General features: G+C 55.9%; 22 protein-coding genes, 4 tRNA genes, 1 rRNA gene and 1 other annotated feature. Of the genes, 20 read left to right on the top strand and 7 right to left on the bottom strand.

Going from position 1 to position 24,730, the window contains the following annotated elements:
- The first annotated feature begins 86 nt into the window (after positions 1-86).
- The 9 genes from alaS (at position 87) to luxS (ending at position 7,248) form a co-directional block, all read left to right on the top strand.
- Positions 87-2,714 carry an alanine--tRNA ligase gene (gene alaS, locus GRH90_RS00130; RefSeq protein ID WP_162363873.1) on the top strand — a complete coding sequence of 876 codons (2,628 nt, stop codon included), beginning with the start codon at positions 87-89 and terminating at the stop codon, positions 2,712-2,714.
- Positions 2,715-2,973: 259 nt separating this feature from the next.
- Positions 2,974-3,159 (top strand): carbon storage regulator CsrA, encoded by a 186-nt coding sequence (gene csrA / locus GRH90_RS00125; protein ID WP_132926210.1) that lies wholly within the window; start codon positions 2,974-2,976, stop codon positions 3,157-3,159.
- A 274-nt stretch (positions 3,160-3,433) separates the two neighbouring features.
- Positions 3,434-3,526 (top strand) — tRNA-Ser (locus tag GRH90_RS00120).
- A gap of 12 nt (positions 3,527-3,538) precedes the next feature.
- Positions 3,539-3,615 (top strand) — tRNA-Arg (locus GRH90_RS00115).
- Between the two features lie 51 nt (positions 3,616-3,666).
- Positions 3,667-3,743 (top strand) — tRNA-Arg (locus GRH90_RS00110).
- A gap of 54 nt (positions 3,744-3,797) precedes the next feature.
- A tRNA-Arg gene (locus tag GRH90_RS00105) sits at positions 3,798-3,874 on the top strand.
- 233 nt (positions 3,875-4,107) lie between these two features.
- Complete coding sequence (gene yqaB / locus GRH90_RS00100; RefSeq protein WP_162363872.1) at positions 4,108-4,674, top strand: fructose-1-phosphate/6-phosphogluconate phosphatase; 567 nt, start codon at positions 4,108-4,110, stop codon at positions 4,672-4,674.
- Between the two features lie 339 nt (positions 4,675-5,013).
- Positions 5,014-6,576, top strand: a complete 1,563-nt coding sequence (gene gshA, locus GRH90_RS00095) for a glutamate--cysteine ligase (RefSeq protein WP_162363871.1) — start codon at positions 5,014-5,016, stop codon at positions 6,574-6,576.
- 156 nt (positions 6,577-6,732) lie between these two features.
- Positions 6,733-7,248, top strand: a complete 516-nt coding sequence (gene luxS / locus GRH90_RS00090) for an S-ribosylhomocysteine lyase (RefSeq protein ID WP_162363870.1) — start codon at positions 6,733-6,735, stop codon at positions 7,246-7,248.
- Between the two features lie 74 nt (positions 7,249-7,322).
- Here the strand turns inward: luxS and GRH90_RS00085 are convergent, their stop codons facing one another.
- Together GRH90_RS00085 and GRH90_RS00080 are read right to left on the bottom strand one after the other, a co-directional pair.
- Positions 7,323-8,612 (bottom strand): HlyC/CorC family transporter, encoded by a 1,290-nt coding sequence (locus GRH90_RS00085; protein WP_162363869.1) that lies wholly within the window; start codon positions 8,610-8,612, stop codon positions 7,323-7,325.
- A gap of 79 nt (positions 8,613-8,691) precedes the next feature.
- Positions 8,692-9,483, bottom strand: coding sequence for a cytochrome C assembly family protein (locus GRH90_RS00080; protein ID WP_162363868.1), 792 nt, complete (start codon positions 9,481-9,483; stop codon positions 8,692-8,694).
- A gap of 176 nt (positions 9,484-9,659) precedes the next feature.
- Between GRH90_RS00080 and ffh the strand changes: the two genes are divergently transcribed.
- From ffh to rplS, 5 genes are all read left to right on the top strand, one after another.
- On the top strand, positions 9,660-11,021 hold the full coding sequence (gene ffh, locus GRH90_RS00075; protein WP_162363867.1) for a signal recognition particle protein: 1,362 nt from the start codon (positions 9,660-9,662) through the stop codon (positions 11,019-11,021).
- A 124-nt stretch (positions 11,022-11,145) separates the two neighbouring features.
- Complete coding sequence (rpsP, locus tag GRH90_RS00070; protein ID WP_162363866.1) at positions 11,146-11,394, top strand: 30S ribosomal protein S16; 249 nt, start codon at positions 11,146-11,148, stop codon at positions 11,392-11,394.
- Positions 11,395-11,412: 18 nt separating this feature from the next.
- Positions 11,413-11,961 carry a ribosome maturation factor RimM gene (gene rimM, locus GRH90_RS00065; protein ID WP_162363865.1) on the top strand — a complete coding sequence of 183 codons (549 nt, stop codon included), beginning with the start codon at positions 11,413-11,415 and terminating at the stop codon, positions 11,959-11,961.
- A 40-nt stretch (positions 11,962-12,001) separates the two neighbouring features.
- Positions 12,002-12,754 carry a tRNA (guanosine(37)-N1)-methyltransferase TrmD gene (gene trmD, locus GRH90_RS00060; RefSeq protein WP_162364252.1) on the top strand — a complete coding sequence of 251 codons (753 nt, stop codon included), beginning with the start codon at positions 12,002-12,004 and terminating at the stop codon, positions 12,752-12,754.
- 66 nt (positions 12,755-12,820) lie between these two features.
- The gene (gene rplS / locus GRH90_RS00055) at positions 12,821-13,171 is read left to right on the top strand and encodes a 50S ribosomal protein L19 (protein WP_162363864.1); all 351 of its coding nucleotides are present in this window, start codon (positions 12,821-12,823) and stop codon (positions 13,169-13,171) included.
- Between the two features lie 105 nt (positions 13,172-13,276).
- Here rplS and GRH90_RS00050 read toward each other — a convergent pair whose 3' ends face one another.
- The gene (locus GRH90_RS00050) at positions 13,277-13,645 is read right to left on the bottom strand and encodes a DUF2799 domain-containing protein (protein ID WP_246235795.1); all 369 of its coding nucleotides are present in this window, start codon (positions 13,643-13,645) and stop codon (positions 13,277-13,279) included.
- 509 nt (positions 13,646-14,154) lie between these two features.
- On the opposite strand from GRH90_RS00050, the gene GRH90_RS00045 reads away from it, so the two are divergent.
- Together GRH90_RS00045 and tyrA are read left to right on the top strand one after the other, a co-directional pair.
- Positions 14,155-15,231, top strand: coding sequence for a 3-deoxy-7-phosphoheptulonate synthase (locus tag GRH90_RS00045; protein ID WP_162363863.1), 1,077 nt, complete (start codon positions 14,155-14,157; stop codon positions 15,229-15,231).
- Between the two features lie 6 nt (positions 15,232-15,237).
- Entirely contained in the window at positions 15,238-16,359 is a 1,122-nt protein-coding gene (gene tyrA / locus GRH90_RS00040; RefSeq protein ID WP_162363862.1) for a bifunctional chorismate mutase/prephenate dehydrogenase, read from the top strand.
- A gap of 68 nt (positions 16,360-16,427) precedes the next feature.
- On the opposite strand, the gene pheA is transcribed toward tyrA, so the two are convergent.
- The 4 genes from pheA to bamD form a co-directional block, all read right to left on the bottom strand.
- Positions 16,428-17,585 carry a bifunctional chorismate mutase/prephenate dehydratase gene (gene pheA, locus GRH90_RS00035; RefSeq protein WP_162363861.1) on the bottom strand — a complete coding sequence of 386 codons (1,158 nt, stop codon included), beginning with the start codon at positions 17,583-17,585 and terminating at the stop codon, positions 16,428-16,430.
- A 25-nt stretch (positions 17,586-17,610) separates the two neighbouring features.
- Positions 17,611-17,737 (bottom strand) — a sequence feature (Phe leader region).
- Positions 17,689-17,736, bottom strand: coding sequence for a hypothetical protein (locus tag GRH90_RS26025; RefSeq protein ID WP_218586196.1), 48 nt, complete (start codon positions 17,734-17,736; stop codon positions 17,689-17,691). It overlaps the preceding feature by 48 nt.
- Before the next feature lie 156 nt (positions 17,738-17,893).
- A complete protein-coding gene (gene raiA, locus GRH90_RS00030) occupies positions 17,894-18,229 on the bottom strand; it encodes a ribosome-associated translation inhibitor RaiA (protein ID WP_162363860.1) in 336 nt (111 codons plus the stop codon).
- A gap of 398 nt (positions 18,230-18,627) precedes the next feature.
- Positions 18,628-19,359: an outer membrane protein assembly factor BamD gene (bamD, locus tag GRH90_RS00025; protein WP_162363859.1), complete on the bottom strand. Its 732-nt coding sequence runs from the start codon at positions 19,357-19,359 to the stop codon at positions 18,628-18,630.
- 130 nt (positions 19,360-19,489) lie between these two features.
- Here bamD and rluD point away from each other — a divergent pair, with 130 nt between their 5' ends.
- The 4 genes from rluD to GRH90_RS00005 form a co-directional block, all read left to right on the top strand.
- Complete coding sequence (gene rluD / locus GRH90_RS00020; RefSeq protein ID WP_162363858.1) at positions 19,490-20,464, top strand: 23S rRNA pseudouridine(1911/1915/1917) synthase RluD; 975 nt, start codon at positions 19,490-19,492, stop codon at positions 20,462-20,464.
- A 4-nt stretch (positions 20,465-20,468) separates the two neighbouring features.
- The gene (gene yfiH, locus GRH90_RS00015) at positions 20,469-21,200 is read left to right on the top strand and encodes a purine nucleoside phosphorylase YfiH (RefSeq protein WP_162363857.1); all 732 of its coding nucleotides are present in this window, start codon (positions 20,469-20,471) and stop codon (positions 21,198-21,200) included.
- A 130-nt stretch (positions 21,201-21,330) separates the two neighbouring features.
- A complete protein-coding gene (gene clpB, locus GRH90_RS00010) occupies positions 21,331-23,904 on the top strand; it encodes an ATP-dependent chaperone ClpB (RefSeq protein ID WP_162363856.1) in 2,574 nt (857 codons plus the stop codon).
- Positions 23,905-24,464: 560 nt separating this feature from the next.
- Positions 24,465-24,730: ribosomal RNA gene (locus GRH90_RS00005) — 16S ribosomal RNA — on the top strand; the annotation flags it as partial.

The raw sequence follows: 24,730 nt of genomic DNA, 5'->3' as shown, positions 1-24,730 counted from the left end.
TTTGAGTTCGTGAACGCTACTGTAGCGCCCCAATACTGCGCTATTCTGTTTTCGATCCGTTCGTTTAGCTTGATTCCGGGACAACTATGAGCAAGAGCACCGCTGAGATCCGTCAAGCGTTTCTCGATTTTTTCCATAGCAAAGGCCACCAGGTAGTCGCAAGTAGCTCGCTGGTGCCAGATAACGATCCGACATTGCTGTTTACCAATGCCGGCATGAACCAATTCAAGGACGTTTTCCTCGGGCTGGACCAACGCCAGTATCATCGCGCCACCACTTCCCAGCGCTGCGTGCGCGCGGGCGGCAAGCATAACGACCTGGAAAATGTCGGTTATACCGCGCGCCACCATACCTTTTTCGAAATGCTGGGTAACTTCAGCTTCGGCGATTACTTCAAGCACGACGCCATCAACTTTGCATGGGAACTCCTGACCGGTGCCCGGTGGTTTAACCTGCCGAAGGAAAAACTATGGGTTACCGTCTATGCCACCGATGACGAAGCCTACAATATTTGGTCGCGTGAAGTGGGCGTGCCCGAAGATCGCATCATCCGCATCGGCGACAATAAAGGCGGGGCCTATGCGTCGGATAACTTCTGGCAGATGGGCGATACGGGCCCGTGCGGGCCGTGCTCGGAGATTTTCTACGATCATGGCGATCATATCTGGGGCGGACCACCGGGAAGCCCGGAAGAAGACGGCGATCGTTATATCGAAATCTGGAATCTGGTGTTTATGCAGTTCAACCGCCAATCGGACGGCACCATGCTGCCGCTGCCGAAACCTTCGGTGGATACCGGCATGGGGTTGGAACGTATTTCCGCGGTGCTGCAACATGTTAACTCAAATTACGACATCGATTTATTCCATACCCTGATTGCTGCGGTGGCAAAAGTGACCGGCTGCGGCGATCTGACCAGCAAATCGCTGCGCGTGATTGCCGACCATATCCGCTCCTGCGCCTTCCTGATTTCGGACGGCGTGGTGCCGTCCAACGAAGGGCGCGGTTATGTCCTGCGGCGCATTATTCGCCGTGCCGTGCGGCACGGTAATATGCTGGGCGCCAAAGAGGCCTTTTTCTACCGGCTGGTGGCGCCGTTGATTGACGTGATGGGGCCTGCGGCCACAGAACTGAAACAGCAGCAGGCGCGGGTGGAGCAAGTGCTGCAAACCGAGGAAGAACAGTTCGCCCGTACGCTGGAGCGCGGCCTGGCCCTGTTGGACGAGGAACTGGGCAAGCTCGAGGGCGACACGCTGGACGGTGAAACCGCCTTTCGCCTGTATGATACCTACGGCTTTCCGCTGGATCTGACCGCCGATGTCTGCCGTGAGCGTCAGTTGAAGGTGGACGAAGAGGGTTTCGAGCGGGCCATGGATGAACAGCGCCGCCGCGCCCGCGAGTCAAGCGGGTTCGGCGCCGATTACAACAGCATGCTGCGGGTGGATAAAGCCACCCGGTTCTTCGGCTATGACGAGTCCCGGCACCAGGGCGCCGTGGTCGCGCTGTTTCGCAACGGAGAGCCGGTGCAGGCGATAGGCCAGGGCGACGACGCCGTGGTGGTCCTGGACGAGACGCCGTTTTACGGCGAATCCGGCGGCCAGGTTGGCGACCAGGGCGAACTGAAAGCCGCCATGGGGCTGTTTACCGTCAATGATACGCAGAAGTACGGCCAGGCATTCGGTCACGTCGGGCGCCTGGCCTTGGGCGAATTAAAGGTGGGCGACCCGGTGACCGCCAGCGTGGACGATGCGCGTCGTTCCCGCATCCGCCTGAACCATTCCGCCACCCATCTGCTTCACGCGGCGCTGCGTCAGGTGCTGGGCTCCCACGTGGCGCAAAAAGGCTCGCTGGTGAACGATCGGTACCTGCGTTTCGATTTTTCCCACTCCGAAGCGATGGAACCGCAGCAGATACGCGCCGTGGAAGATATCGTCAACCAGCAAATCCGTCGAAATCTACCTATCGAGACGGAGATCATGGATCTGGAGGCCGCGCGCGGCACCGGCGCCATGGCGCTGTTCGGCGAGAAATATGACGCCAAGGTCCGGGTATTGCGCATGGGCGATTTCTCCACCGAGCTGTGCGGCGGCATTCATGCCTCCCGCACCGGGGATATAGGCCTGTTTCGCATCATCTCTGAATCCGGTACCGCGGCCGGCGTGCGCCGTATTGAAGCCGTGACCGGCGAAGGCGCGTTGGCGAGCCTGCATCAGCAGAGCGAGCTGATCCATGACATTGCCCAGTTGGTGAAGGGCGATAACCAAAGCCTGGCCGATAAGGTTAAAACCTTGCTTGAGCGCTCCCGGCAGTTGGAAAAAGAGATCCAGCAGCTTAAAAGCCAGCAGGCGGCGCAGGAAAGTTCGGCGCTGACCGGCAATGTCAAGATGGTGGGCGGCGTGAAGCTGCTGGTCAGCAAACTGGATAATGTCGACCCCAAGATGCTGCGCACCATGGTGGACGATCTGAAGAACCAGTTGGGATCGGCGGTCATCGTGCTGGCAACGATAGCCGAGGGTAAAGTCAGTCTGATAGCAGGAGTGACAAAAGATTTAACCGGGCGCGTTAAAGCTGGCGAACTCATCGGCCAGCTGGCCCAGCAGGTGGGCGGCAAAGGCGGCGGTCGCCCCGATATGGCGCAGGCCGGGGGCACTGACGTCCAGGCATTGCCTGCGGCCCTGGCCGGCGTAGAGGCCTGGCTGGCGACGAAATTCTAGCGCGGATAAGAATACGTTATTATAAACGCCGTAGCTTTCTGTTAAGTTATGGCGTTTGGATTCGTATTATCCGCTGAGTCAGCTGAATCAAAAGTTAGGCGCGAAGCTGGTCATATCGACTAAACTTATACCTGATGTTGAAAGTCGTCAGCCTGCTGGCATTTTATGTCACTCACATGACTTACGTTTTCACGGTATATGATGGATAATGGCGGGAAACTGAGAGACCCGACTCTTTTAATCTTTCAAGGAGCAAAGAATGCTTATTCTGACTCGTCGAGTTGGTGAAACCCTCATGATTGGCGATGAGGTAACGGTTACGGTTTTAGGAGTCAAGGGCAACCAGGTACGTATCGGTGTCAATGCGCCTAAAGAAGTTTCTGTTCACCGTGAAGAAATATACCAGCGTATTCAGGCTGAAAAATCGCAACAGAATCCCTTCTGATCTTTTCCAGCGCCTCGCTGCCGCGGGGCGCTACTCCCCTCGCCACCCGTCAAAATGACTTATTTTCTGCTGATTATTTCTGCGTCTAAACTCAACCTATCGCTTGCATTTTCCCTGATAAGGGAACGTTTACGGGCTATTGTGCTGTCAATCTGGTCAAGTTGCATGGCTTTTGCGCAAACGCTCGCCAGACGGGAAAAATTGTTTGACTTATCAGTCCGGGAAAGTAATATGTGCGCCACGCAGTGCCGATGAGCTTTAACATCGGCGCGTAGGTGAGGTGGCCGAGAGGCTGAAGGCGCTCCCCTGCTAAGGGAGTATACGGTCAAAAGCTGTATCGAGGGTTCGAATCCCTCCCTCACCGCCATTATTTAATATTGCATCCATAGCTCAGCTGGATAGAGTACTCGGCTACGAACCGAGCGGTCGGAGGTTCGAATCCTCCTGGATGCACCATTAGACGACCCGTTAGCACGGTCGGAAATTAGTTGTATTATTTAATACGATGCATCCATAGCTCAGCTGGATAGAGTACTCGGCTACGAACCGAGCGGTCGGAGGTTCGAATCCTCCTGGATGCACCATTCCCGTATTAAACAAAATCCGTTTTACCACATATCGTCTTTGGTCTCATCATTGCATCCATAGCTCAGCTGGATAGAGTACTCGGCTACGAACCGAGCGGTCGGAGGTTCGAATCCTCCTGGATGCACCATGACTATGCATCTTCCGCTTTTTTCCCGCATCCCCTAGGCTTACCTGCACAGGGTTTTTTAACCGCGTTTGTTTACCGCCGACATACTCCCTTGAACCCTCAACGCCGCCTGGATTGACCGTTTTCTTGCGCGCCTTCGCCATTTCCCGTGCCGCGACCGTGCAACAGAAAAAGCGACAATTTTATGACTTTGCGTTACAGTGAAGCGTTATTTTCAGCATCAGGGAGCGACGATGTACGATCAATACGAAGGCTTAATCTTCGATATGGACGGTACGCTGCTCGATACCGAGCCAACCCATCATAAAGCCTGGCATCAGGTGCTCGGCAAGTACGGTATGCGGTATGACGGCGCGGCTATGGTCGGGTTAAACGGGTCGCCGACCTGGCGTATCGCTAAGACGATTATCGATGGCCATGGTTCCGCCATGGATCCCTACCGGCTGGCGATTGAGAAAACCGCGGCGGTGGAAATGATGTTGTTGGAACACGTGCTGCCGTTGCCGCTTATCGACGTGGTGAAAGCCTATCATGGCAAGCGACCGATGGCGGTCGGCACGGGCAGCGAACATCGCCTGGCCGTATCCTTGCTTGGACATCTGGGACTATTGCACTATTTTGACGCCATTGTCGGGGCGGATGACGTGACCCGGCATAAACCTTTTCCAGACACCTTTTTACGCTGTGCCGAACTGATAGGCGTGGCCCCGGAGAAATGCGTGGTGTTTGAAGACGCCGATTTTGGCATTCAGGCCGCCCGGTCGGCCGGCATGGCGTTTGTCGATGTGCGAATTGCCTAGAATGCAATTGACAGAACTCACGGCGTATTGCGATTGTCATCGCCTGGCATGAGGTTTCCGGACTATGTTTCCGGACTATGCTGCGCGACGTTTAAGTTGAGATGCGGCGGCTTCATCACCGGCAGCGGGAACACCGCTATGGTGGTTTGACGCCCGGTTTAGCGCAAAGCCCATAATGATCTCTTTATAGTTGGGAAAAGCATTACATTAAGGCACGTCAAACCGGTTAATCCCCGGGACTCACCTGATGATGAATGCGTAAATGATAACGATTGGTAGCGATAAACGAGCAGATTCAATTATGCTTACTCAATACAAAATTAACTGCGGGAGGTCGATTTGATCCCGGACGTATCTGAAGCGCTTTCATGGCTGGAAGCCAATCCTCATGCACTGAAGGGTATCCGCCGGGGTGTGGAACGCGAAACCTTGCGCATTTCCGCCAACGGACGTTTGGCTCAAACCCCCCACCCGGAATCCCTGGGCGCGGCGTTAACGCATAAATGGATTACCACGGATTTTGCCGAGGCTCTGCTCGAATTCATCACGCCGGTGGATGACGATGTCGATCACCTGCTGGCGCTGCTACGGGACATCCACCGCCATGTGGCGCGCCATCTTGGCGAAGAGCGCATGTGGCCGATGAGCATGCCTTGTTTCATCGATCATAACCAGCCTATTGAACTGGCCCAATATGGTTCCTCCAATATTGGACGGTTTAAGACCTTGTATCGTGAAGGCCTGAAAAATCGTTACGGCGCCCTGATGCAGGCTATCTCCGGCGTGCACTATAACTTTTCCCTGCCGCTGGCGTTCTGGCAGGCGCGGCTTGGTGTCGAGGATGAGATCGGCGGCAAGGCGGCCATTTCCGACGGCTACCTGCGCCTTATCCGTAATTATTATCGATTCGGCTGGATTATCCCCTATCTGTTTGGGGCGTCGCCGGGCGTCTGCGCGTCATTCCTTGACGGCCGCAAGAGCGATTTGCCGTTTGAGCGGGCGGCCTCCGGCATGATTTACCTGCCGTTCGCCACCTCGCTGCGACTTAGCGACCTGGGGTACACCAATAAGTCCCAAAGCCAGCTCGGCATTACCTTTAACCGGCTGGAGGATTATATTGCCGCCCTGAAGCGGGCCATTAAAACGCCGTCGGCGGACTACCAGCGTATCGGACTGGAAAAAGACGGCAAGCGGCTGCAGGTGAACACCAACGTGCTGCAAATCGAAAACGAACTCTACGCGCCGGTGCGCCCCAAGCGCGTGACCCATAAGGGCGAATCTCCGTCCGATGCGCTGGAGCGTGGGGGCATTGAGTATATCGAAGTGCGGTCGTTGGATATCAACCCGTTCTCGCCGATTGGCATCGACGAACAGCAGGCGCGCTTCCTGGATCTTTTCCTGATTTGGTGTACGCTGGCCGAGGCGCCGGAAATGAGCGCGGAGGAAGTGTTGTGCACCCGCGCCAACTGGAATAAGGTAATTCTCGAAGGGCGTAAACCCGGCCTGACCCTGGGCGTCGATTGCGGTTCCCAGCAGGAACCGTTGGCCCACATAGGCAAGGCGCTGTTCCAGGATTTGCGTCGCGTGGCGGTGATTCTCGATAGCAATAACCATAACCATCAATACCGCCAGGCCTGTGACGGCCTGGTGGCCGGCTTTGACGACCCGTCGCTGACCTATTCCGCGCGTATTCTCGAGGCCATGAAAGAGCAGGGTATTGGCGGGCTGGGAATGGCGTTGGCTAATAATTATCGTCAGACGCTGTGCGATGAGCCGTTGGAAATACTGGATGAAGAGCTGTTGGCGACTGAACAGGCGCGTTCCTGGAAGCGGCAGCGTGAGATTGAAGCAGGGGATAGCGTGAGTTTCGAGCAATTTCTGGCGCAGCATAACGCCGGCTGAAAAAGAAAAGGCCACAGAGACTGTGGCCAAATAAACATCTCTGAATACAGGGATGATGATAACAAATGCGCGTCTTTCAATAATTCAGACTCTCGGCTTGGAAAAAAGTTTCCTTACAATGGTAAAAAAATTATTTTTTAAAAGAGGAGGTGACGTATGCCACTACTGGATAGCTTTACCGTAGACCACACCCGCATGGCCGCGCCTGCGGTACGTGTTGCAAAGACCATGAAAACCGCTCATGGCGATACCATCACCGTCTTTGATTTGCGTTTTTGCCGACCCAATCTGGAAGTGATGCCTGAGCGCGGTATTCACACCCTGGAACATTTATTCGCCGGTTTTATGCGTAATCATCTTAACGGCGACGGCGTTGAAATCGTCGATATTTCACCTATGGGCTGCCGTACCGGTTTTTATATGAGCCTGATCGGCGCGCCGGATGAAGTTCGTGTCGCCAACGCCTGGAAAGCGGCGATGGCCGATGTGCTGAAAGTCACCGACCAGAACAAAATCCCTGAGTTGAATGAATATCAATGCGGTACGTATCACATGCATTCCCTGGCGGAAGCGCAGGAGATCGCCCAGCATATACTTGATCACGATATCCGGGTGAATCATAACGATGAGCTGGCCCTGCCGAAAGAAAAGCTGGCGGAGCTGCATATCTAAACCCTGTTTACCGGCACTCGCAAGCCCTTCCAGGTGAAGGGCTTTTTTTATGGGAAAAGATAACGCCGTGGAGGCTACGCCTCATCCACGCCCGTTTTAAACGCCTTAAGCGGGGTAATGCGCACCTGCTTGATCATGTTGTCCTGCACCGCCATGATTTCAATCTTATAACTGTCTATCTGGGTATGCGTGCCCACCGGCGGGATATCCTGCAGCGCCTCGAGCAGCATGCCGTTAACCGTGCGCGCCTCCGCTTCGGGCAACGTCCAGTTAAAGGCTTTATTCAGCTCGCGAATATTGGCGCCGCCGTCGATCAATACCGAACCGTCGCTTTGCGGGATCACTTCTTCCGCCAGGGTGGGGGACATGGAGGTGGTAAAATCGCCGACAATCTCCTCCAGGATATCCTCAACCGTCACCAGTCCCTGGATATCCCCATACTCGTCGACGATAAGCCCGACCTTTTCTTTATTGCGCTGGAATTTCACCAGTTGGATATTCAGCGGCGTGCCTTCGGGGACGTAGTAGATTTCATCGGCCGCGCGCAGCAGGTTCTCCTTGGTGAACTCCTGCTTTTCCGTCATCAGGCGGTAGGCTTCGCGCACCCGCAGCATACCGATGGCATCGTCGAGATTGTCGCGATACAGCACGATGCGGCCATGGGGAGAGTGGGTCAGTTGGCGGATGATGTTGCGCCATTCATCGTTGACATTGATACCCACGATCTCATTGCGCGGCACCATAATGTCGCCGACGCTGACCTTTTCCAAATCCAGGATCGACAGCAGCATATCCTGGTTGCGCCGCGAGATAAGCGAGCGGGACTCGTTGACGATGGAACGCAGTTCATCCTTGCTCAGGGCGTCATTCAGGTTCGAGGGAACCTTAATGCCCATGATGCGCATCAGGATGCGGGTAATGATATTCAGCAGCCAGACCAGCGGCATCATGATCTTTTGCAGCGGCGCCAGCAGCAGGCTGCTGGGCAGGGCAATGCGCTCGGGATAAAGCGCCGCCACGGTCTTGGGCAGCACCTCGGCAAACAGCAGGATGACAAAGGTCAGGATACCGGTTGAGATCGCCACGCCGATATCGCCGTACAGGCGCATGCCGACGATGGTGGCCAGCGCCGAGGCCAGGATATTGACCAGGTTGTTGCCGATCAACACCAGGCTTAACAAGCGGTCGGTGCGGCGTAATAATTTCTCGACCCGCCGGGCGGCGCGATTGCCCTGTTTGGCCAGATGACGCAGGCGATAACGATTGAGCGTCATCATCCCGGTTTCCGAGGCGGAAAAATAGGCGGACACCAGTACCATAATCACCAGGATAATTATCAGCGTACTGGTTGAAACATGTTCCAACGTGGGAATTCCTTTTAGGGGTAAATACAGCGGTTAGCGGTTAATGACCATCCTCGACGAATTGCCATTGATTTGTACGTCATCCGCCCAGTATGTTCTGCCAGATACGGCTGCCGAAATAGGCCAGCGTCAGCAACAGCACGCCGACCAGGCTCAGCCAAACCACACGACGACCGCGCCAGCCTTCACGATAATGGCCCCATAATAAAACAATATAGACCAACCAGGCGATGAAGGAGAGCACCGCCTTATGCAGGTTTTCGCCGTTGAACATATTTTGCATATACAGCAGGCCGGTGCACAGGGTTAGCGTCAGCAGCACCACGCCCACCTGGGTGATGTGGAACATTTTACGCTCGATACCCATCAGCGGCGGCATATCGGCGCTGAACATCAACCGTTTGGTCTTTAACAGATAATCAAGCCAGGCCAGTTGAAAGGCATACAGGGTGGCTATAATCAGCACCGCATAAGAAAACAGCGCCAGGCCGATATGCACCAGCAGTCCGGGCGTGGCCTCCAGGTGGGTAATGAACTCCCCTGGCATCAGGGTGGAGGCGGCCAAATGGATCATGGCGAATATATAGACCACCGGCAGCAGGAACCAGCCGCGGTTAAGCGTGGCGACCGACGTCATGACGGTGGCTATCATCAGACTGACCAGGGAGCCGATATTCAGCAGGCTCAGGTTTTGCCCCGTATGGACGTCGAAAATGCGCAGGTACAGCGTGCAGGCGTGGCTAACCAGCGCCACCACGGCGGACATCAGCGCCAGGCGGCGGTAGGCGCCGTTCCTGCGCAAAATGCTGGGCAGGATCAGGCCGAGACTCACGGCATAGGCAATAAAAGCCAGTAGGGCAATCCATGACATATCGCAAATGGGCTTTAGCTAAGGATAAAGAGGCGACCAGTATAGCGTTAGCGGCGTCTCGTACCAAACGTTCTCGTCGCGGGGGCAGCGATCTGCCGCTGCTTCGTGTTATACTCGTCGGCAATAATGTCGCGCAAGCGGCCGGACTCCAGGTTGAGCAGGTTGAGTAGAGAACGATGTTTGAAAATTTATCCGACAGATTATCGCGCTCATTGCGCAATATCAGCGGCCGGGGCCGCCTGACAGAAGAGAACATTCAAGAAACGCTGCGTGAAGTCCGCATGGCGCTGCTCGAAGCCGATGTGGCCCTGCCCGTGGTGCGTGATTTTATCAACCGGGTAAAAGCGCGCGCGGTCGGCCAGGAAGTGAACAAAAGCCTGACCCCGGGCCAGGAATTCGTCAAAATCGTGCGTACCGAACTGGTGAACGCGATGGGCGAGGAGAACAACGAGCTCAACCTCGCGTCCCAGCCGCCGGCGGTGGTGTTGATGGCGGGCCTGCAAGGGGCCGGTAAAACCACCAGCGTCGCCAAGCTTGGCAAGTACCTGCGCGAAAAGCATAAGAAAAAAGTGCTGGTGGTGTCCGCCGACGTCTATCGCCCGGCGGCAATCAAGCAGCTGGAAACCCTGGCGGAAACGGTCGGCGTGGATTTTTTTCCGTCCGATGCCGGACAACGGCCTCTTGATATCGTCAACCAGGCATTGCAACACGCAAAATTGAAATTCTACGACGTGCTGCTGGTGGATACCGCCGGCCGGCTGCACGTCGATGAAGCCATGATGGGCGAGATCAAACAGATCCACGCGGCCATCAGGCCGGTGGAAACCCTGTTCGTGGTCGATGCCATGACCGGCCAGGACGCCGCCAACACCGCCAAGGCGTTTAACGAGGCGCTGCCGCTGACCGGCGTGATCCTGACCAAGGTCGATGGCGACGCGCGCGGCGGGGCGGCGTTGTCCATCCGCCATATTACCGGCAAGCCGATTAAATTCATGGGCGTGGGCGAAAAAACCGACGCGCTGGAGCCGTTCTACCCCGAGCGTATTGCCGGGCGTATCCTGGGCATGGGCGACGTGCTGTCGTTAATTGAGGATATCGAAAGCAAGGTTGACCGCGTTCAGGCGGAAAAACTGGCCAATAAGCTGAAAAAAGGCGACGGTTTTGATTTGACCGATTTCCTCGACCAGCTGAAACAGATGCGCAATATGGGCGGCATGGCCAGCATGATGAGCAAACTGCCCGGCGCCGGCCAACTGCCGGCCAATGTCAAATCGCAAATGGACGACGGCGTATTGGTGCGTATGGAAGCCATCATCAATTCCATGACGTTCAAGGAGCGCGCCCAGCCCGAGATTATCAAGGGTTCGCGTAAACGGCGTATTGCCACCGGCTGTGGGTTGCAGGTTCAGGACGTTAACCGCATGCTGAAACAATTCGACGATATGCAGCGCATGATGAAGAAGATGAAGAAAGGCGGCATGGCAAAAATGCTGCGCGGCATGAAGGGCATGATGCCGCCGGGATTCCCCGGGCGGTAACTATCGATTGCTTTTTGCTCCAAAACGAGTAGAATTTTGGAGCTTTTTATACGGCAGCTTTAAATGGCAACTGGGCCCCGTTCCTCGATGGGGCCCGGTTGTTTTATTAACTAAAGAGGATGTTATGGTAACAATTCGTTTGGCACGTGGCGGCGCAAAAAAACGCCCGTTTTATCAAATCGTCGTGACTGACAGCCGCAATGCGCGTGATGGTCGCTTTATTGAACGTATTGGCTTCTACAACCCGATCGCTTCCGGTCAGGCTGAAGGCCTGCGTTTGGACCTGGATCGCATCGAGCATTGGGTCGGTCAAGGCGCAACGGTTTCAGAACGCGTTTCTGGTCTTATCAAAGACGCTAAGAAAGCGGCTTAAAGGATCTCGGTGGCGGCTATGAGCAAACAAATCCGTACCGCAATTCCCACTAACCCGATTGTCGTGGGTAAAATGGGATCGACGTATGGCATTCGCGGTTGGCTCAGAGTGTTTTCTTCCACTGAAGAATCCGAAAGCATTTTTGATTACCAGCCCTGGTTTATTAAACGGGCGGGTGAGTGGCGGCTGATCGAGCTGGAAGGCTGGAAGCGCCACAGTCAGGATTTGATCATTAAGGTCAAGGGCATGGAAGATCGGGAAGCGGCGTCTCTGCTGACGAATTGTGAAATCGTCGTGGATTCGACGCAGTTGCCGGCCCTGGCCGCAGGTGATTATTACTGGAAAGACCTTACGGGTTGCCGGGTAGTAACCACCGCGGGTTATGAGCTGGGCGGCGTCATCGATATGATGGAAACCGGCTCCAATGATGTCATGGTGGTAAAAGCCAACCTGAAAGATGCCTTCGGTATCCAGGAGCGGTTAATCCCGTTCCTCGACGGACAGGTTATCAAAAAGGTGGATCTCAGCGCTCATGTTATTGAGGTTGAATGGGATCCGAGTTTTTGATCCCCGGATGTAAACCAGTGAAGATGGGTGGAACGGCGTGATGTGGATTGGTGTTATCAGCCTGTTTCCCGAAATGTTCCGCGCAATCACTGATTACGGGGTAACTGGCCGGGCAGTGAAAAACGGCCTGCTGAGCATGCAGTGCTGGAGTCCGCGTGATTTTACGCACGATCGTCATCGCACCGTGGACGAACGCCCGTATGGTGGCGGACCGGGCATGTTGATGATGGTGCAGCCCTTGCGGGATGCGATTCACGAGGCAAAAAAACAAGCAGGCGCCGGGGCGAAGGTTATTTATCTCTCCCCCCAGGGGCGTAAGCTCGATCAGCAAGGTGTGAGCGAGCTGGCCGCCAACCCGAAGATGATTCTGGTGTGCGGCCGTTATGAAGGTATAGACGAGCGCCTGATAGCCACCGAAATTGATGAAGAATGGTCAATCGGTGATTATGTGCTCAGCGGCGGTGAATTGGCGGCCATGGCGCTGATTGATTCCGTCTCCCGGTTTATTCCGGGGGTATTGGGTCATGAAGGCTCGGCGGCGGAGGACTCCTTCGCCGAGGGCTTGCTGGACTGTCCGCACTATACCCGTCCCGAAGAGTTGGCAGGCATGGAGGTTCCGCCGGTGTTACTGTCGGGCAACCATGCGGAAATACGCCGCTGGCGTTTGAAACAGTCACTGGGCCGTACTTGGCTTAGAAGACCTGAACTTCTGGAAAGCCTAGCTCTGACTGACGAGCAAGCAAAGTTGCTGGCCGAGTTCCAACGGGAATATCAGCCTGAGCGACAAAACTAATAGGGGTGTGCCAGCTTTGTTGCTGACAGCCCGAACACTCAGTTTACCTAGGGTAAGAGACCTATTATGAGCAACATTATTAAACAGATTGAAGAAGAACAGATGAAGCAGGACGTACCTGCATTCCGTCCGGGTGATTCCGTGGAAGTGAAGGTATGGGTTGTTGAAGGCAGTAAAAAACGTCTGCAGGCATTCGAGGGCGTGGTTATCGCTATTCGTAACCGCGGCCTGCATTCTGCATTCACTGTTCGCAAAATTTCCAACGGCGAAGGTGTTGAGCGTGTGTTCCAGACTCATTCACCGGTTATCGACAGCATTACCGTTAAACGTCGTGGTGCCGTTCGTCAGGCCAAATTGTATTACCTGCGTGAACGTACTGGTAAGTCTGCGCGTATTAAAGAGCGTCTTAACGGCTAGTACGCTTTCGCAACATCCGAAAGCATTTAGTTATCAAGGGTCGGCCGGTTGGCCGACCTTTTTTTATGTGCGCCGCACCTGGTGACGAAGGGTCGCGGGCACCGGTTAATTTGCCTTGTCCCTGCCCTGTTGCCACTGTTGCCGAAGCCGTTCCGCATCCTTTACGCCATCGCAGGCGGCGGGAAAACTACGCCCTTGCTGTCCCCAGGAAAACGCCTGGTCCGGCAGGCAGAGTTCTTGTTGTCCCGCGATATATCCCCTTAAATAAGCATCACGGTCGATTTGCGGGTTGCCGAACCATTCCGCCAGCGCGTCGTTATCCCGGACGATCTTGCCCGCCTGCGCGTCATGGTATCCCACCTGGTACCATTGCGATGGCGAATCGGCCTGGCCTGCGGGCGGCGGTGCGGTTGATGAACCGCAGCCGGCCAGAATCAATAGCAGGGCGAAAATGACAGGTAATTTCATCGGCATAAAGATTTCGTCGGGACGGTTAACATTTATGATAGGGGGTAACACCGGATTAAGCGACAGCTTTCCGCCGGGCGGCGTGGTTTTTACCCTGGGTATTCTCCCTCGCTTTGGCAAGCAAAAAAATATGCCCGCGTGCCGGTCGGCCGGCACGCGACCCGACCCGACGCCCGAGTAGAATACATATCTCACCGAGAAATTGTATATTAATCTTTACATCCAGGCGTCTCAAGCAGAACGTTGGTTCAGGTAAAGTGTGTTCGTAATGGTTGCGGCAGGAAAAAAATAACACTTAATATTCTGTTAAATATGGATTTTAATTTCTAAATTTATGCTTGTACATTGCATGTATTCCTCGCGGTAGAGGGCGGTTAAAAATGATCACGCACAGTACCATAATATTTACACTTATGGATTGAAAACTTTACGTGACGTGGTATGGTATAGCCCATACATCGCGGACAGGCTATCTTGCCGATCCGCGGCAATAACCTTTGGTCAGGACAGATATCATGCAAAAAGACGCGCTTAATAACGTTCATATCCTTGATGAACAGGTGATGATTACGCCGGAAGAACTTAAACGGCAGTTCCCCTTAACCGACGCCGAGCAGCGGGCTATCGCCTCGTCGCGCCAGACTATCGCCGACATTATCCATGGCCGCGATCCCCGGCTGCTGGTGGTTTGCGGCCCCTGTTCCATCCATGACCTGGATTCGGCGCTGGACTATGCCCGGCGGCTGACGGCCCTGTCGGCGGAACTGAGCGACCAGCTCTATATCGTCATGCGCGTCTACTTTGAAAAGCCCCGCACCACCGTGGGCTGGAAGGGCCTGATTAACGACCCGTACATGGACAACTCCTTTGATGTGGAAGCCGGCCTGAAAATCGCCCGCGGCCTGCTGCTGGAGTTGGTGCGCATGGGACTGCCGCTGGCTACCGAAGCGCTGGACCCCAACAGCCCGCAATACCTTGGCGACTTGTTCAGTTGGTCCGCCATCGGCGCGCGCACCACCGAGTCCCAGACCCATCGTGAAATGGCCTCCGGCCTGTCGATGCCGGTGGGGTTTAAAAACGGCACCGACGGCAGCCTGGCCACCGCCATTAACGCCATGCGCGCCGCCGCCATGTCGCACCGTTTTATGGGCATTAACCAGGCGGGCCAGGTGGCGTTGCTGCAAACCCGCGGTAATCCGGACGGCCACGTCATCTTGCGCGGCGGCAAAAAGCCTAATTACCATGCCTCCGACATTGCCGACTGCGAGCAGCAGATGGCCAAGGCCGGGCTTAACGCGGCGCTGATGATTGACTGCAGCCATGGCAATTCCAATAAAGATTACCGACGCCAGGCGGAAGTGGCCCAATCGGCCCTGTCGCAGATCAAGTCGGGCAACCGTTCGATCATCGGCCTGATGCTGGAAAGCCATATCAATGAAGGCAGCCAGTCATCGGAACAACCCCGTGGCGCTATGCGCTACGGCGTATCGGTGACGGATGCCTGTATCAACTGGCAGAGTACCGATACACTGTTAAGACAACTGCATAACGAACTGCGCGGCGTCCTTGCGGGACGGCTGGCGGGAGAATAAGAGCCTATGGTAACGGAGCTTCACGCATTACGGGATCAGATTGACGAAGTCGATAAAGCCCTGCTGACCTTGCTGGCCCGGCGCCTGCATCTGGTGGCCGAGGTGGGGGAGGTCAAAAGCCGTTACGGCCTGCCCATTTACGCGCCCGATCGCGAGGCGGCCATGCTGGCGTCGCGCCGGGACGAGGCGGTGGCCCAGGGCGTGCCGCCCGATTTGATTGAAGATGTGCTAAGACGCGTGATGCGCGAGTCTTATTCCAGCGAAAATGACAAAGGCTTCAAGACCCTCTGTCCGCAGCTGCGGCCGGTGGTGATAATCGGCGGGCGCGGCCAGATGGGCAGGCTGTTTGAAAAAATGCTGCTGTTATCCGGTTATCAGGTCAGGATCCTCGAGCAGGAAGACTGGCCGCAGGCGAAAGAACTGCTGGCGGATGCCGGCATGGTGATTGTCAGTGTGCCGATCCACCTTACCGTTGAGGTAATCGAGCGGCTGCCGCCGCTGCCGGAGGATTGCATCCTGCTGGATCTGGCGTCGATAAAAAACGCGCCGCTGCAGGCGATGCTGGCCGCCCATAATGGGCCGGTGCTGGGATTGCATCCGATGTTCGGTCCCGACAGCGGTAGCCTGGCCAAGCAGGTGGTGGTGTACTGCGACGGCCGCCAGCCCGAGGCCTATCAATGGCTGCTGGAGCAAATCCAGGTATGGGGCGCCCGCCTGCATCGCACCAGCGCGGTGGAGCACGACCAGAATATGGCGTTTATCCAGGCGCTGCGCCACTTCGCCACCTTTGCCTACGGCATGCATCTGGCGGAGGAGAATGTCGAGCTGGAGCAGCTGCTGGCCCTGTCGTCGCCGATTTACCGCCTGGAACTGGCGATGATCGGGCGCTTATTTGCCCAGGATCCGCAACTATACGCGGATATCATCATGTCATCGGAAAGCAACTTGGCGCTGATTAAGCGTTATTACCAGCGCTTTGGCGAGGCTATTACGCTGCTGGAGCAGGGGGATAAACAAGCCTTTATCGCCCGCTTTAAAAAGATCGAACAGTGGTTCGGCAGCTACGCCCAAAGCTTCCTGGTGGAAAGCCGCATGCTGCTGCGCCAGGCCAATGATATCCGCAGATAACCACCATCCGGACAGTAAAAAGGGCCGTATTGCGCGGCCCTTTTGGGGTTTGTATTGCTGCGCGTTGTTTATTCCGGATCGACCGGCACCACGTTTTCCGATGGGTAACAGCCCAGTACTTTCAGCGACCGGGTAATGGCCTGTAACCCCGCCAGGGCCTTTTGCATAGGCGCGCTGCGTAAATTGGCCTGCACGTCGATGTAAAACATCTCTTCGCGCGGATTGCCGTAAATCGGCCGCGACTCCAGCCTGGTCATCACGATACCCTGTTCGCGCAATACCAGCAGCGCTTCCACCAGCGCGCCGGACTGCTGGCCGGTGGCCATGATCAGGGTAGTCTTGGCCGGCACCTGCTCCGACACCTCGATTGCCTTGCGCGCCAGCACGATAAAGCGGGTCTCGTTTTGCTGCTGGTTGGCCAGGTTGTGCTCCAGCACCTGCAGGCCGTACAGCGCGCCGCCCGGACCGCTGCCCAGCGCCGCCGCATGGGGCGAGTTCAGCGCCGCCACTTTTTCCATGGCGGCGGCGGTGCTTTCACAATACTCAATCTTCCAGTGCGGGTAACGGCTAATAAACTGGCTGCACTGCTGGAACGGCTGCGGATGGCTATACACCACTTCTATCTGGTCGATACTGCTCTCGCCGGTCACCAGCATGCAGTGATCGATGGGATTGGTCAGCTCACCCACCAACGACAAATTGGTATGCTGCAGCAGGTCATAGACGTCGTTAATGGAACCGGAGCTGCTGTTTTCAATCGGCAGCACGCCGTAGTCGGCCTGGCCGGTTTCCACCATCTGGATGATGTCCGGAAACTTTTGGCAACCGCACTCCACCACCTGGTCGAAATAACGCGCGCCGTATTGCCGGGCGGCCAGGTGGGAATATGAACCTTTTGGCCCCAGGAACGCGATGCGCGCCGAGCGCTCCAGGGTCTGGTTCAGATTCGATTGCAGCAGCGCCTGCTGGGTCAGCACCGAATCCTCGATAATCAACTGGAAAAGCCGCGTCACATAAAATCCGTCCAGGTTCAACTTTTTACCTTCAGTGACCAGGTGTTCCAGCAAAATCCGTTCACGTTCCTTATCACGGATAGGGCGATGGGTGGTTAATTTGCTGCGCGCGACGTCAAGCGCCAGCTCGCGTCTTTCCGCCAGCAGTGATAACAGCTTTAAATCCAGCGCGCTGATGCGTTCGCGCAGTGCCAATAATGGGTTGTCGCTCATGTTGTTAGCTACCTTTCAATCTGTCATAAAAAAAGCCCCCTGTTGTCAGGAGGCTTTTTTGTTCGTCTTCGTATTCTTTCTCATATGACGACCAGCCTCCCGTTCAGGGGAAGATAAAAAAGAAGGCGAAGAAAAACGGAGTGGTATGCATGGTATCAGCTTTGTGGTTATTCGGAGGCTTACAGTAACCGCTGGCTTTTCATTCTGTCAATATAAAACGCGCCGTTATGGCGCGTTATATCGGGTGTGATGAAAATTCAGGCCTGCCGGCTGACCGGCCGGGGACGATCAGCCCGGCGGTAGGTCAGCTATTCTTCGACAATATTCGTGGCGGCGGTCTTGACGCATTCCGCTGCGCGGCGGGCTTCGCCTTTATGCTGTACCTTATTGAGCTGGCGTTCCAGCTTGGCAATCAGTTCGTTGATGGCAACATACATATCCTGGTTGCTGGCGCTGGCGACTAATTGCCCGTTAGGCGTGTTAAGCGTGGCATCGGCCACAAAACCCTGAGGTTGCTTGGAGAGGATTATATGAGGATTTATCAGCTGGGTCTGCCATTTGGCAAGCTTGGCCAAGCGTTCTTCCGCATGTTGACGAATGGCCGGAGTAATGTCCATTTGCTTACTGGTAATATTGATAATCATATCACTACCTCTCTACCTGTTTCCGTCTACGTAATTTAAGCATACCTCCAGAATCACTGAAAAGTGTGATTTCCATCACTTATTTTTTGGGGTTGCGTGAGCGATCACAGGTTTTGTAACACTCGTGCAGGAAAGGGGGAACAAGGCTTGAGTGTTGTGGTCGAATGGGGCATTATTGACTGGATAAGTCAGGCTTTTTGGCTCTGTCCCCACCGTTTTTTCTTCCCCAAACATTCCGTCGCGTCATCTTCCATGCTATGCCTTCCCGCAATGTCCACTGGCGGCCCTTGCCCGTTTCCAGTGACATGTTGCCGCGGAATTTAATTTCGCCCACGCCGGCCACAGACAAAAAAACGGTAGCCTAAGCTACCGAGATTTTATACCGGGTGATAAGGGTATCAGGCCGGGTTGATGCTGATAATTTTTGCCACCTTGTCAGCCTGGCCCTGCAGCTGCAGCTGCCGATAGGCGTTTTGCATCAGGGGCAACGCGTCCCGGGTAGCCTGCGCGTCCGGGTAATCGCGCAGCATCTGCTCGACCCGGTTAACCACCGCAACGTAGGCGCCGCGTTTGGTGTAAAACTGAACGACGGCCAGCTCATATTTGGCCAGGCGATCCTTCAGATAAACCAGACGTTTGCTGGCATCCGTGGCATACTGGCTGTTCGGATAGCCGCGAACCAGTTGCGTAAAATCACGAAAGGCCGCGCGGGCATGCTCCGGGTCGCGGTCGGAACGATCCACGCCGAAGAACCCTTGCAATGCGCTGTCATCCAGCGCCATATCTGTCAGGCCACGCATATAGAGGACATAATCGACGTTTGGATGCGTCGGATTCAGGCGGAGGAAACGATCGATCGAGGCTTGGGCTAAAGTGAGATCCGCCGATTTATAATAGGCATAAATCAAATCAAGCTGAACCTGCTGCGCATAGGGACCGAACGGATAGCGGTTATCCAGTGCTTCCAGTTCCTTGATGGCTCCCTTATAGTTGCCGTCCTGCAATTTGAGCTGCGCGGACGCATAAATCTCGGCGGGCGGATTATCCGGAACGGCATCCTTGGAACTGGAACAACCGACCAGCATCAGGCTCAATGTGGCTGCTGCCACCAGATATTTCATACGCATCATGACGTTTTGCTTATCCTCGAGTGTTATTCCGGGAGACTGTCCGTTAAGCTCCCGAATGAGACCAGCTACAATAGCATATTATTCTAAACGGCATTGCCGTGAAAACCCAACGATAACGAAGAAGCTGCATATGGCACAACAACTACTACTCACCGGTGTGGTGAATGAATCACAACTCGGGCAACGTTTAGATCAGGCTTTGGCCGAAATGTTCCCTGATTATTCCAGATCGCGCATAAAAGTCTGGATCCTTGATAGCCGGGTCCGGATTAACGGGCAGGTCGCCGCAACCCCGAAGGAAAAAGTGTTGGGGGGCGAATCCATTGAAATCGATGCGATTCTTGAAGAAGATACCCGCTGGGCGGCGCAGGATATCGACTTGAACATCGTCTATGAAGACGACGATATCATCGTCCTGAACAAACCCCGGGATTTAGTGGTACACCCCGGCGCGGGCAACGCCGACGGCACCATACTGAACGCGTTGCTACACTATTATCCGGCCATTGCCGAAGTTCCCCGGGCCGGCATCGTCCATCGCCTGGATAAGGACACCACCGGCCTGATGGTGGTCGCCAAGACGGTGCCGGCGCAAACCCGGCTGGTGGAATCCTTGCAGGCGCGTGAAATTACCCGTGAATATGAAGCGGTGGCCATCGGCAACATGACCGCCGGCGGCACGGTGGAGCAGCCGATTTCCCGTCATCCCAGCAAGCGTACCCATATGGCGGTGCATCCCATGGGCAAGCCCGCGGTAACCCATTATCGGATTATGGAGCATTTCCGTGCCCATACCCGGCTGCGGCTGCGGCTTGAGACGGGTCGGACCCATCAGATTCGGGTCCATATGGCGCATATCAACCACCCGCTGGTGGGCGATCCTTTATACGGCGGTCGCCCGCGCCCGCCAAAAGGTGCATCCGACGCCTTTGTCGAGCTGCTGCGCGGCTTCGATCGCCAGGCGCTCCATGCCACCATGCTGCGTTTGTATCATCCGATCACGTCCATCGAAATGGAGTGGCATGCGCCGCTGCCGCAGGATATGGTGGATTTGATCGCCGCGATGCAGGCGGATACCGAGATGTTTAACGATCGGATGGAGTAACACCATGAGCCGGCTGATTGTGCCTGACTGGCCCGCGCCGGGTAATGTCAGGGCCTGCTCAACCACCCGGCTGGGCGGGGTAAGCCGCCCGCCGTATGGCTCGCTTAACCTGGGGGACCATGTCGGGGACCGCCCGGATGCGGTGGCGGAAAACCGCCGGCGGCTGGCTGCGCTGGCGGGGCTGCCCGCCGCGCCGCGCTGGCTGCAGCAGGTGCACGGCACCGACGTGGTGACGCTTACCGGGGCTGCGCGGACGCCAAACCGGGCCGACGCGGTCTATACGCGCCAGCCCGGCCAGGTCTGCGCCATCATGACCGCCGACTGCCTGCCGGTGCTGTTGTGCGACCGGGCGGGCAGGGAAGTGGCGGCGGCCCATGCCGGCTGGCGCGGTTTATGCGCCGGCATCCTGGAAAAGACGCTGGCGGCGTTCCAGGCCGACCCCGGCTCGGTCATGGCCTGGCTTGGCCCGGCCATCGGCCCGGCGGCGTTTGAAGTCGGTCCCGAGGTCAAGGCGGCGTTTGTCGCCCACGATCCTCAGGCTGCCGAGGCTTTTAGCCCGCACGGTGAAAAATATTTTGCCGACATCTGCCACCTGGCCCGATTGCGGCTACAGGCCGCCGGAGTAGGGTTCGTTTATGGCGGAGATCGCTGCACGGTGACCGACGCGGCATCATATTTCTCCTATCGGCGCGATGGAGTTACCGGACGTATGGCAACTTTGGTCTGGCTGATATAATCTCTTTCACCAAGACGGTCCATGGCGGATAGCAGGTATCTCCCAACTATATTGGCGAAATATCCTTGAATTTTAAATAAACGACCTTATTTAATCTCCAGTAGCAATTTTGACCAATATGGGAGGAGTTATGCGCTTGGATCGTCTTACCAATAAATTCCAGCTTGCCCTCGCCGACGCTCAGTCACTTGCGCTTGGGCGCGACAATCAGTTTATCGAACCTCTTCACGTCATGCAGGCCTTGCTGAACCAGGAAGGCGGCACCGTGCGTCCTTTGCTGCAATCCGCCGGCATCAACCCCGGCCCGCTGCGCACCGAAATCGAAAAGGCCATCGAGCGCCTGCCCCAGGTAGAAGGCACCGGCGGGGATGTGCAACCGTCCGCGGATTTAGTCCGGGTACTGAACCTGTGCGATAAACTGGCGCAAAAGCGCGCCGATAGTTTTATCTCATCCGAACTGTTCGTGGTGGCGGCGCTCGATTCGCGCGGCACCCTGGCGGACTTGTTAAAATCAGCCGGCGCGAGCGCGGAAAAAATAACCCACGCCATTGAGCAAATGCGGGGCGGGGATAACGTGAACGATCAAGGTGCCGAAGACCAACGGCAGGCATTAAAAAAATACACTATCGACCTGACCGAGCGGGCGGAACTCGGCAAGCTGGACCCGGTTATCGGCCGCGACGAGGAAATCCGCCGCACAATCCAGGTCTTGCAGCGTCGTACCAAAAATAATCCGGTGTTAATCGGCGAACCGGGGGTGGGTAAAACCGCCATCGTCGAGGGACTGGCGCAGCGCATCATTAACGGCGAAGTGCCCGAAGGCATGAAAAACAGCCGGGTGCTGTCGCTGGATATGGGGTCGCTGGTGGCGGGGGCTAAATACCGCGGGGAGTTCGAGGAGCGCCTGAAAGGGGTGCTGAACGATTTGTCGAAGCAGGAAGGCCACATCATCCTGTTTATTGACGAACTGCATACCATGGTCGGCGCCGGTAAAGCCGACGGGGCGATGGATGCGGGCAATATGCTCAAACCGGCCCTGGCGCGCGGCGAACTACATTGCGTCGGCGCCACTACCCTGAATGAATACCGGCAGTATATCGAAAAAGACGCCGCGCTGGAGCGCCGGTTCCAGAAAGTGTTCGTCGCCGAGCCGAGCGTGGAGGATACCATTGCCATCCTGCGCGGGCTGAAGGAACGCTATGAGCTGCATCACCATGTGCAGATTACCGACCCGGCCATCGTCGCCGCGGCGACGCTGTCCCATCGCTATATTTCCGACCGGCAACTGCCTGACAAGGCTATCGATCTGATTGATGAAGCGGCTGCCAGCATCCGTATCCAGATCGACTCCAAACCCGAGGCGCTGGACCGTCTTGAGCGGCGCATTATCCAGCTCAAGCTGGAGCAGCAGGCGCTGAAGAAGGAGTCCGACGATGCCAGCATCAAACGGCTGGAAATGCTGGAAAGCGAGCTGTCGCAAAAGGAACGGGATTACTCCGAGCTGGAAGAAGAATGGAAAGCCGAAAAAGCCTCGCTTTCCGGCACCCAATCCCTGAAGGCGGAACTGGAACAGGCGAAGCTTTCCATCGAGCAGGCCAGGCGGGTGGGCGATTTGGCGCGCATGTCCGAATTGCAGTACGGCAAGATCCCCGAGCTGGAAAAACAGCTGGCGGCGGCGTCCCAGGCGGAAGGTAAAACCATGCGCCTGCTGCGCAACCGGGTAACCGATGTCGAAATCGCCGAAGTCCTGGCGCGCTGGACCGGTATTCCGGTATCGCGCATGCTTGAGAGTGAACGCGAAAAACTGGTGCGCATGGAGCATGACCTGCATCAGCGGGTCATCGGCCAGAACGAGGCGGTGGAGGCTGTGTCCAATGCCATCAGGCGCAGCCGCGCCGGATTGGCGGATCCCAACCGGCCCATAGGCTCGTTCATGTTCCTCGGCCCGACCGGGGTAGGTAAAACCGAACTGTGCAAGGCATTGGCGACATTCCTGTTTAACAGCGACGACGCCATGGTGCGTATCGATATGTCGGAATTTATGGAGAAGCACTCCGTCTCGCGTTTGGTGGGCGCGCCTCCGGGATATGTCGGTTATGAGGAAGGCGGCTATCTCACGGAAGCCGTTCGCCGCCGCCCCTATTCGGTCATCCTGCTCGATGAAATCGAAAAGGCGCATCCCGATGTGTTCAACATTCTGCTGCAGGTGCTGGACGACGGGCGACTGACCGATGGCCAGGGACGCACGGTGGATTTCCGCAATACGGTGGTGATCATGACCTCCAACCTGGGGTCCGACGTTATCCAGGAACGGTTCGGCCAAATGAACTATCAGGAAATGAAAGATATGGTGCTGGGCGTGGTCAGCCATCATTTCCGTCCGGAGTTTATCAACCGCGTCGATGAAGTGGTGGTGTTCCATCCGCTGGGACGCGAGCATATCGCCGAGATCGCGCAGATCCAACTGCAGCGCCTGTACAAACGGCTGGAGGATCGCGGTTACAGCATGACGTTGAGCGCGGAAGCCCTGGCGCTGCTGAGCGAAGCCGGGTTCGATCCGGTGTATGGCGCCCGGCCGTTGAAGCGGGCTATCCAGCAGGAAATTGAAAACCCGCTGTCGCAACAGATGCTGTCCGGTACGCTGATCCCGGGTGTGCCCATCAGGCTGGAAGTGGAAAACGGCCATATCGTGGCCAGGCAATAAGCCGATATTGTAATCACCTGGCAATAAAAGCCCCGCCGTTTACTTCATCTACGGCGGGGCTTTTTTATTGTGCCCGGTCTGCTGTTTAAACATAGCCGGCATCCATACCAGTATTAATCACCACAATCCCTGTGGTGCCGGGGCTTGACGGTTGTTTGGCCGCTCATTGCGTGGGCTGGGTAAACATTAGCTTGCTAACGTTTTGCGCTAATAATGAGCAGTTGAGATTTTTTTTCGAAATAGCCCTTGTCACCTGCGAGAAAGTCCCTATAATGCGCCTCCACTGACCGGGAACAAACGCTAACGCGATGCCGGGTCGGGAAGGGAACAGCGGCCCGTTCGGGCAAATAAAAGCTTGACTCTTCAGCGGGAAAACGTAATATACGCAACCCGCGCCAGGTGAGATTTACGCACGCTGGCCATGCTCTTTAACAATTTATCAGACAATCTGTGTGGGCACTCACAAGACCGTATCGAAACACAAAAATACCAAGTCTTGAAGAGTGAACAAACAGTTAATTCAAAAGATTAACCAGATGAATCTTCGAGCATCAAGCTTTTAATTGAAGAGTTTGATCATGGCTCAGATTGAACGCTGGCGGCAGGCCTAACACATGCAAGTCGAGCGGCAGCGGAAAGTAGCTTGCTACTTTGCCGGCGAGCGGCGGACGGGTGAGTAATGTCTGGGGATCTGCCTGATGGCGGGGGATAACTACTGGAAACGGTAGCTAATACCGCATAACGTCGCAAGACCAAAGTGGGGGACCTTCGGGCCTCACGCCATCGGATGAACCCAGATGGGATTAGCTAGTAGGTGGGGTAACGG

It is taken from the genome of Acerihabitans arboris, assembly GCF_010131535.1.
Lineage (GTDB): Bacteria > Pseudomonadota > Gammaproteobacteria > Enterobacterales > Enterobacteriaceae > Acerihabitans > Acerihabitans arboris.
This window is presented reverse-complemented; position numbering and strand designations above follow the sequence as displayed.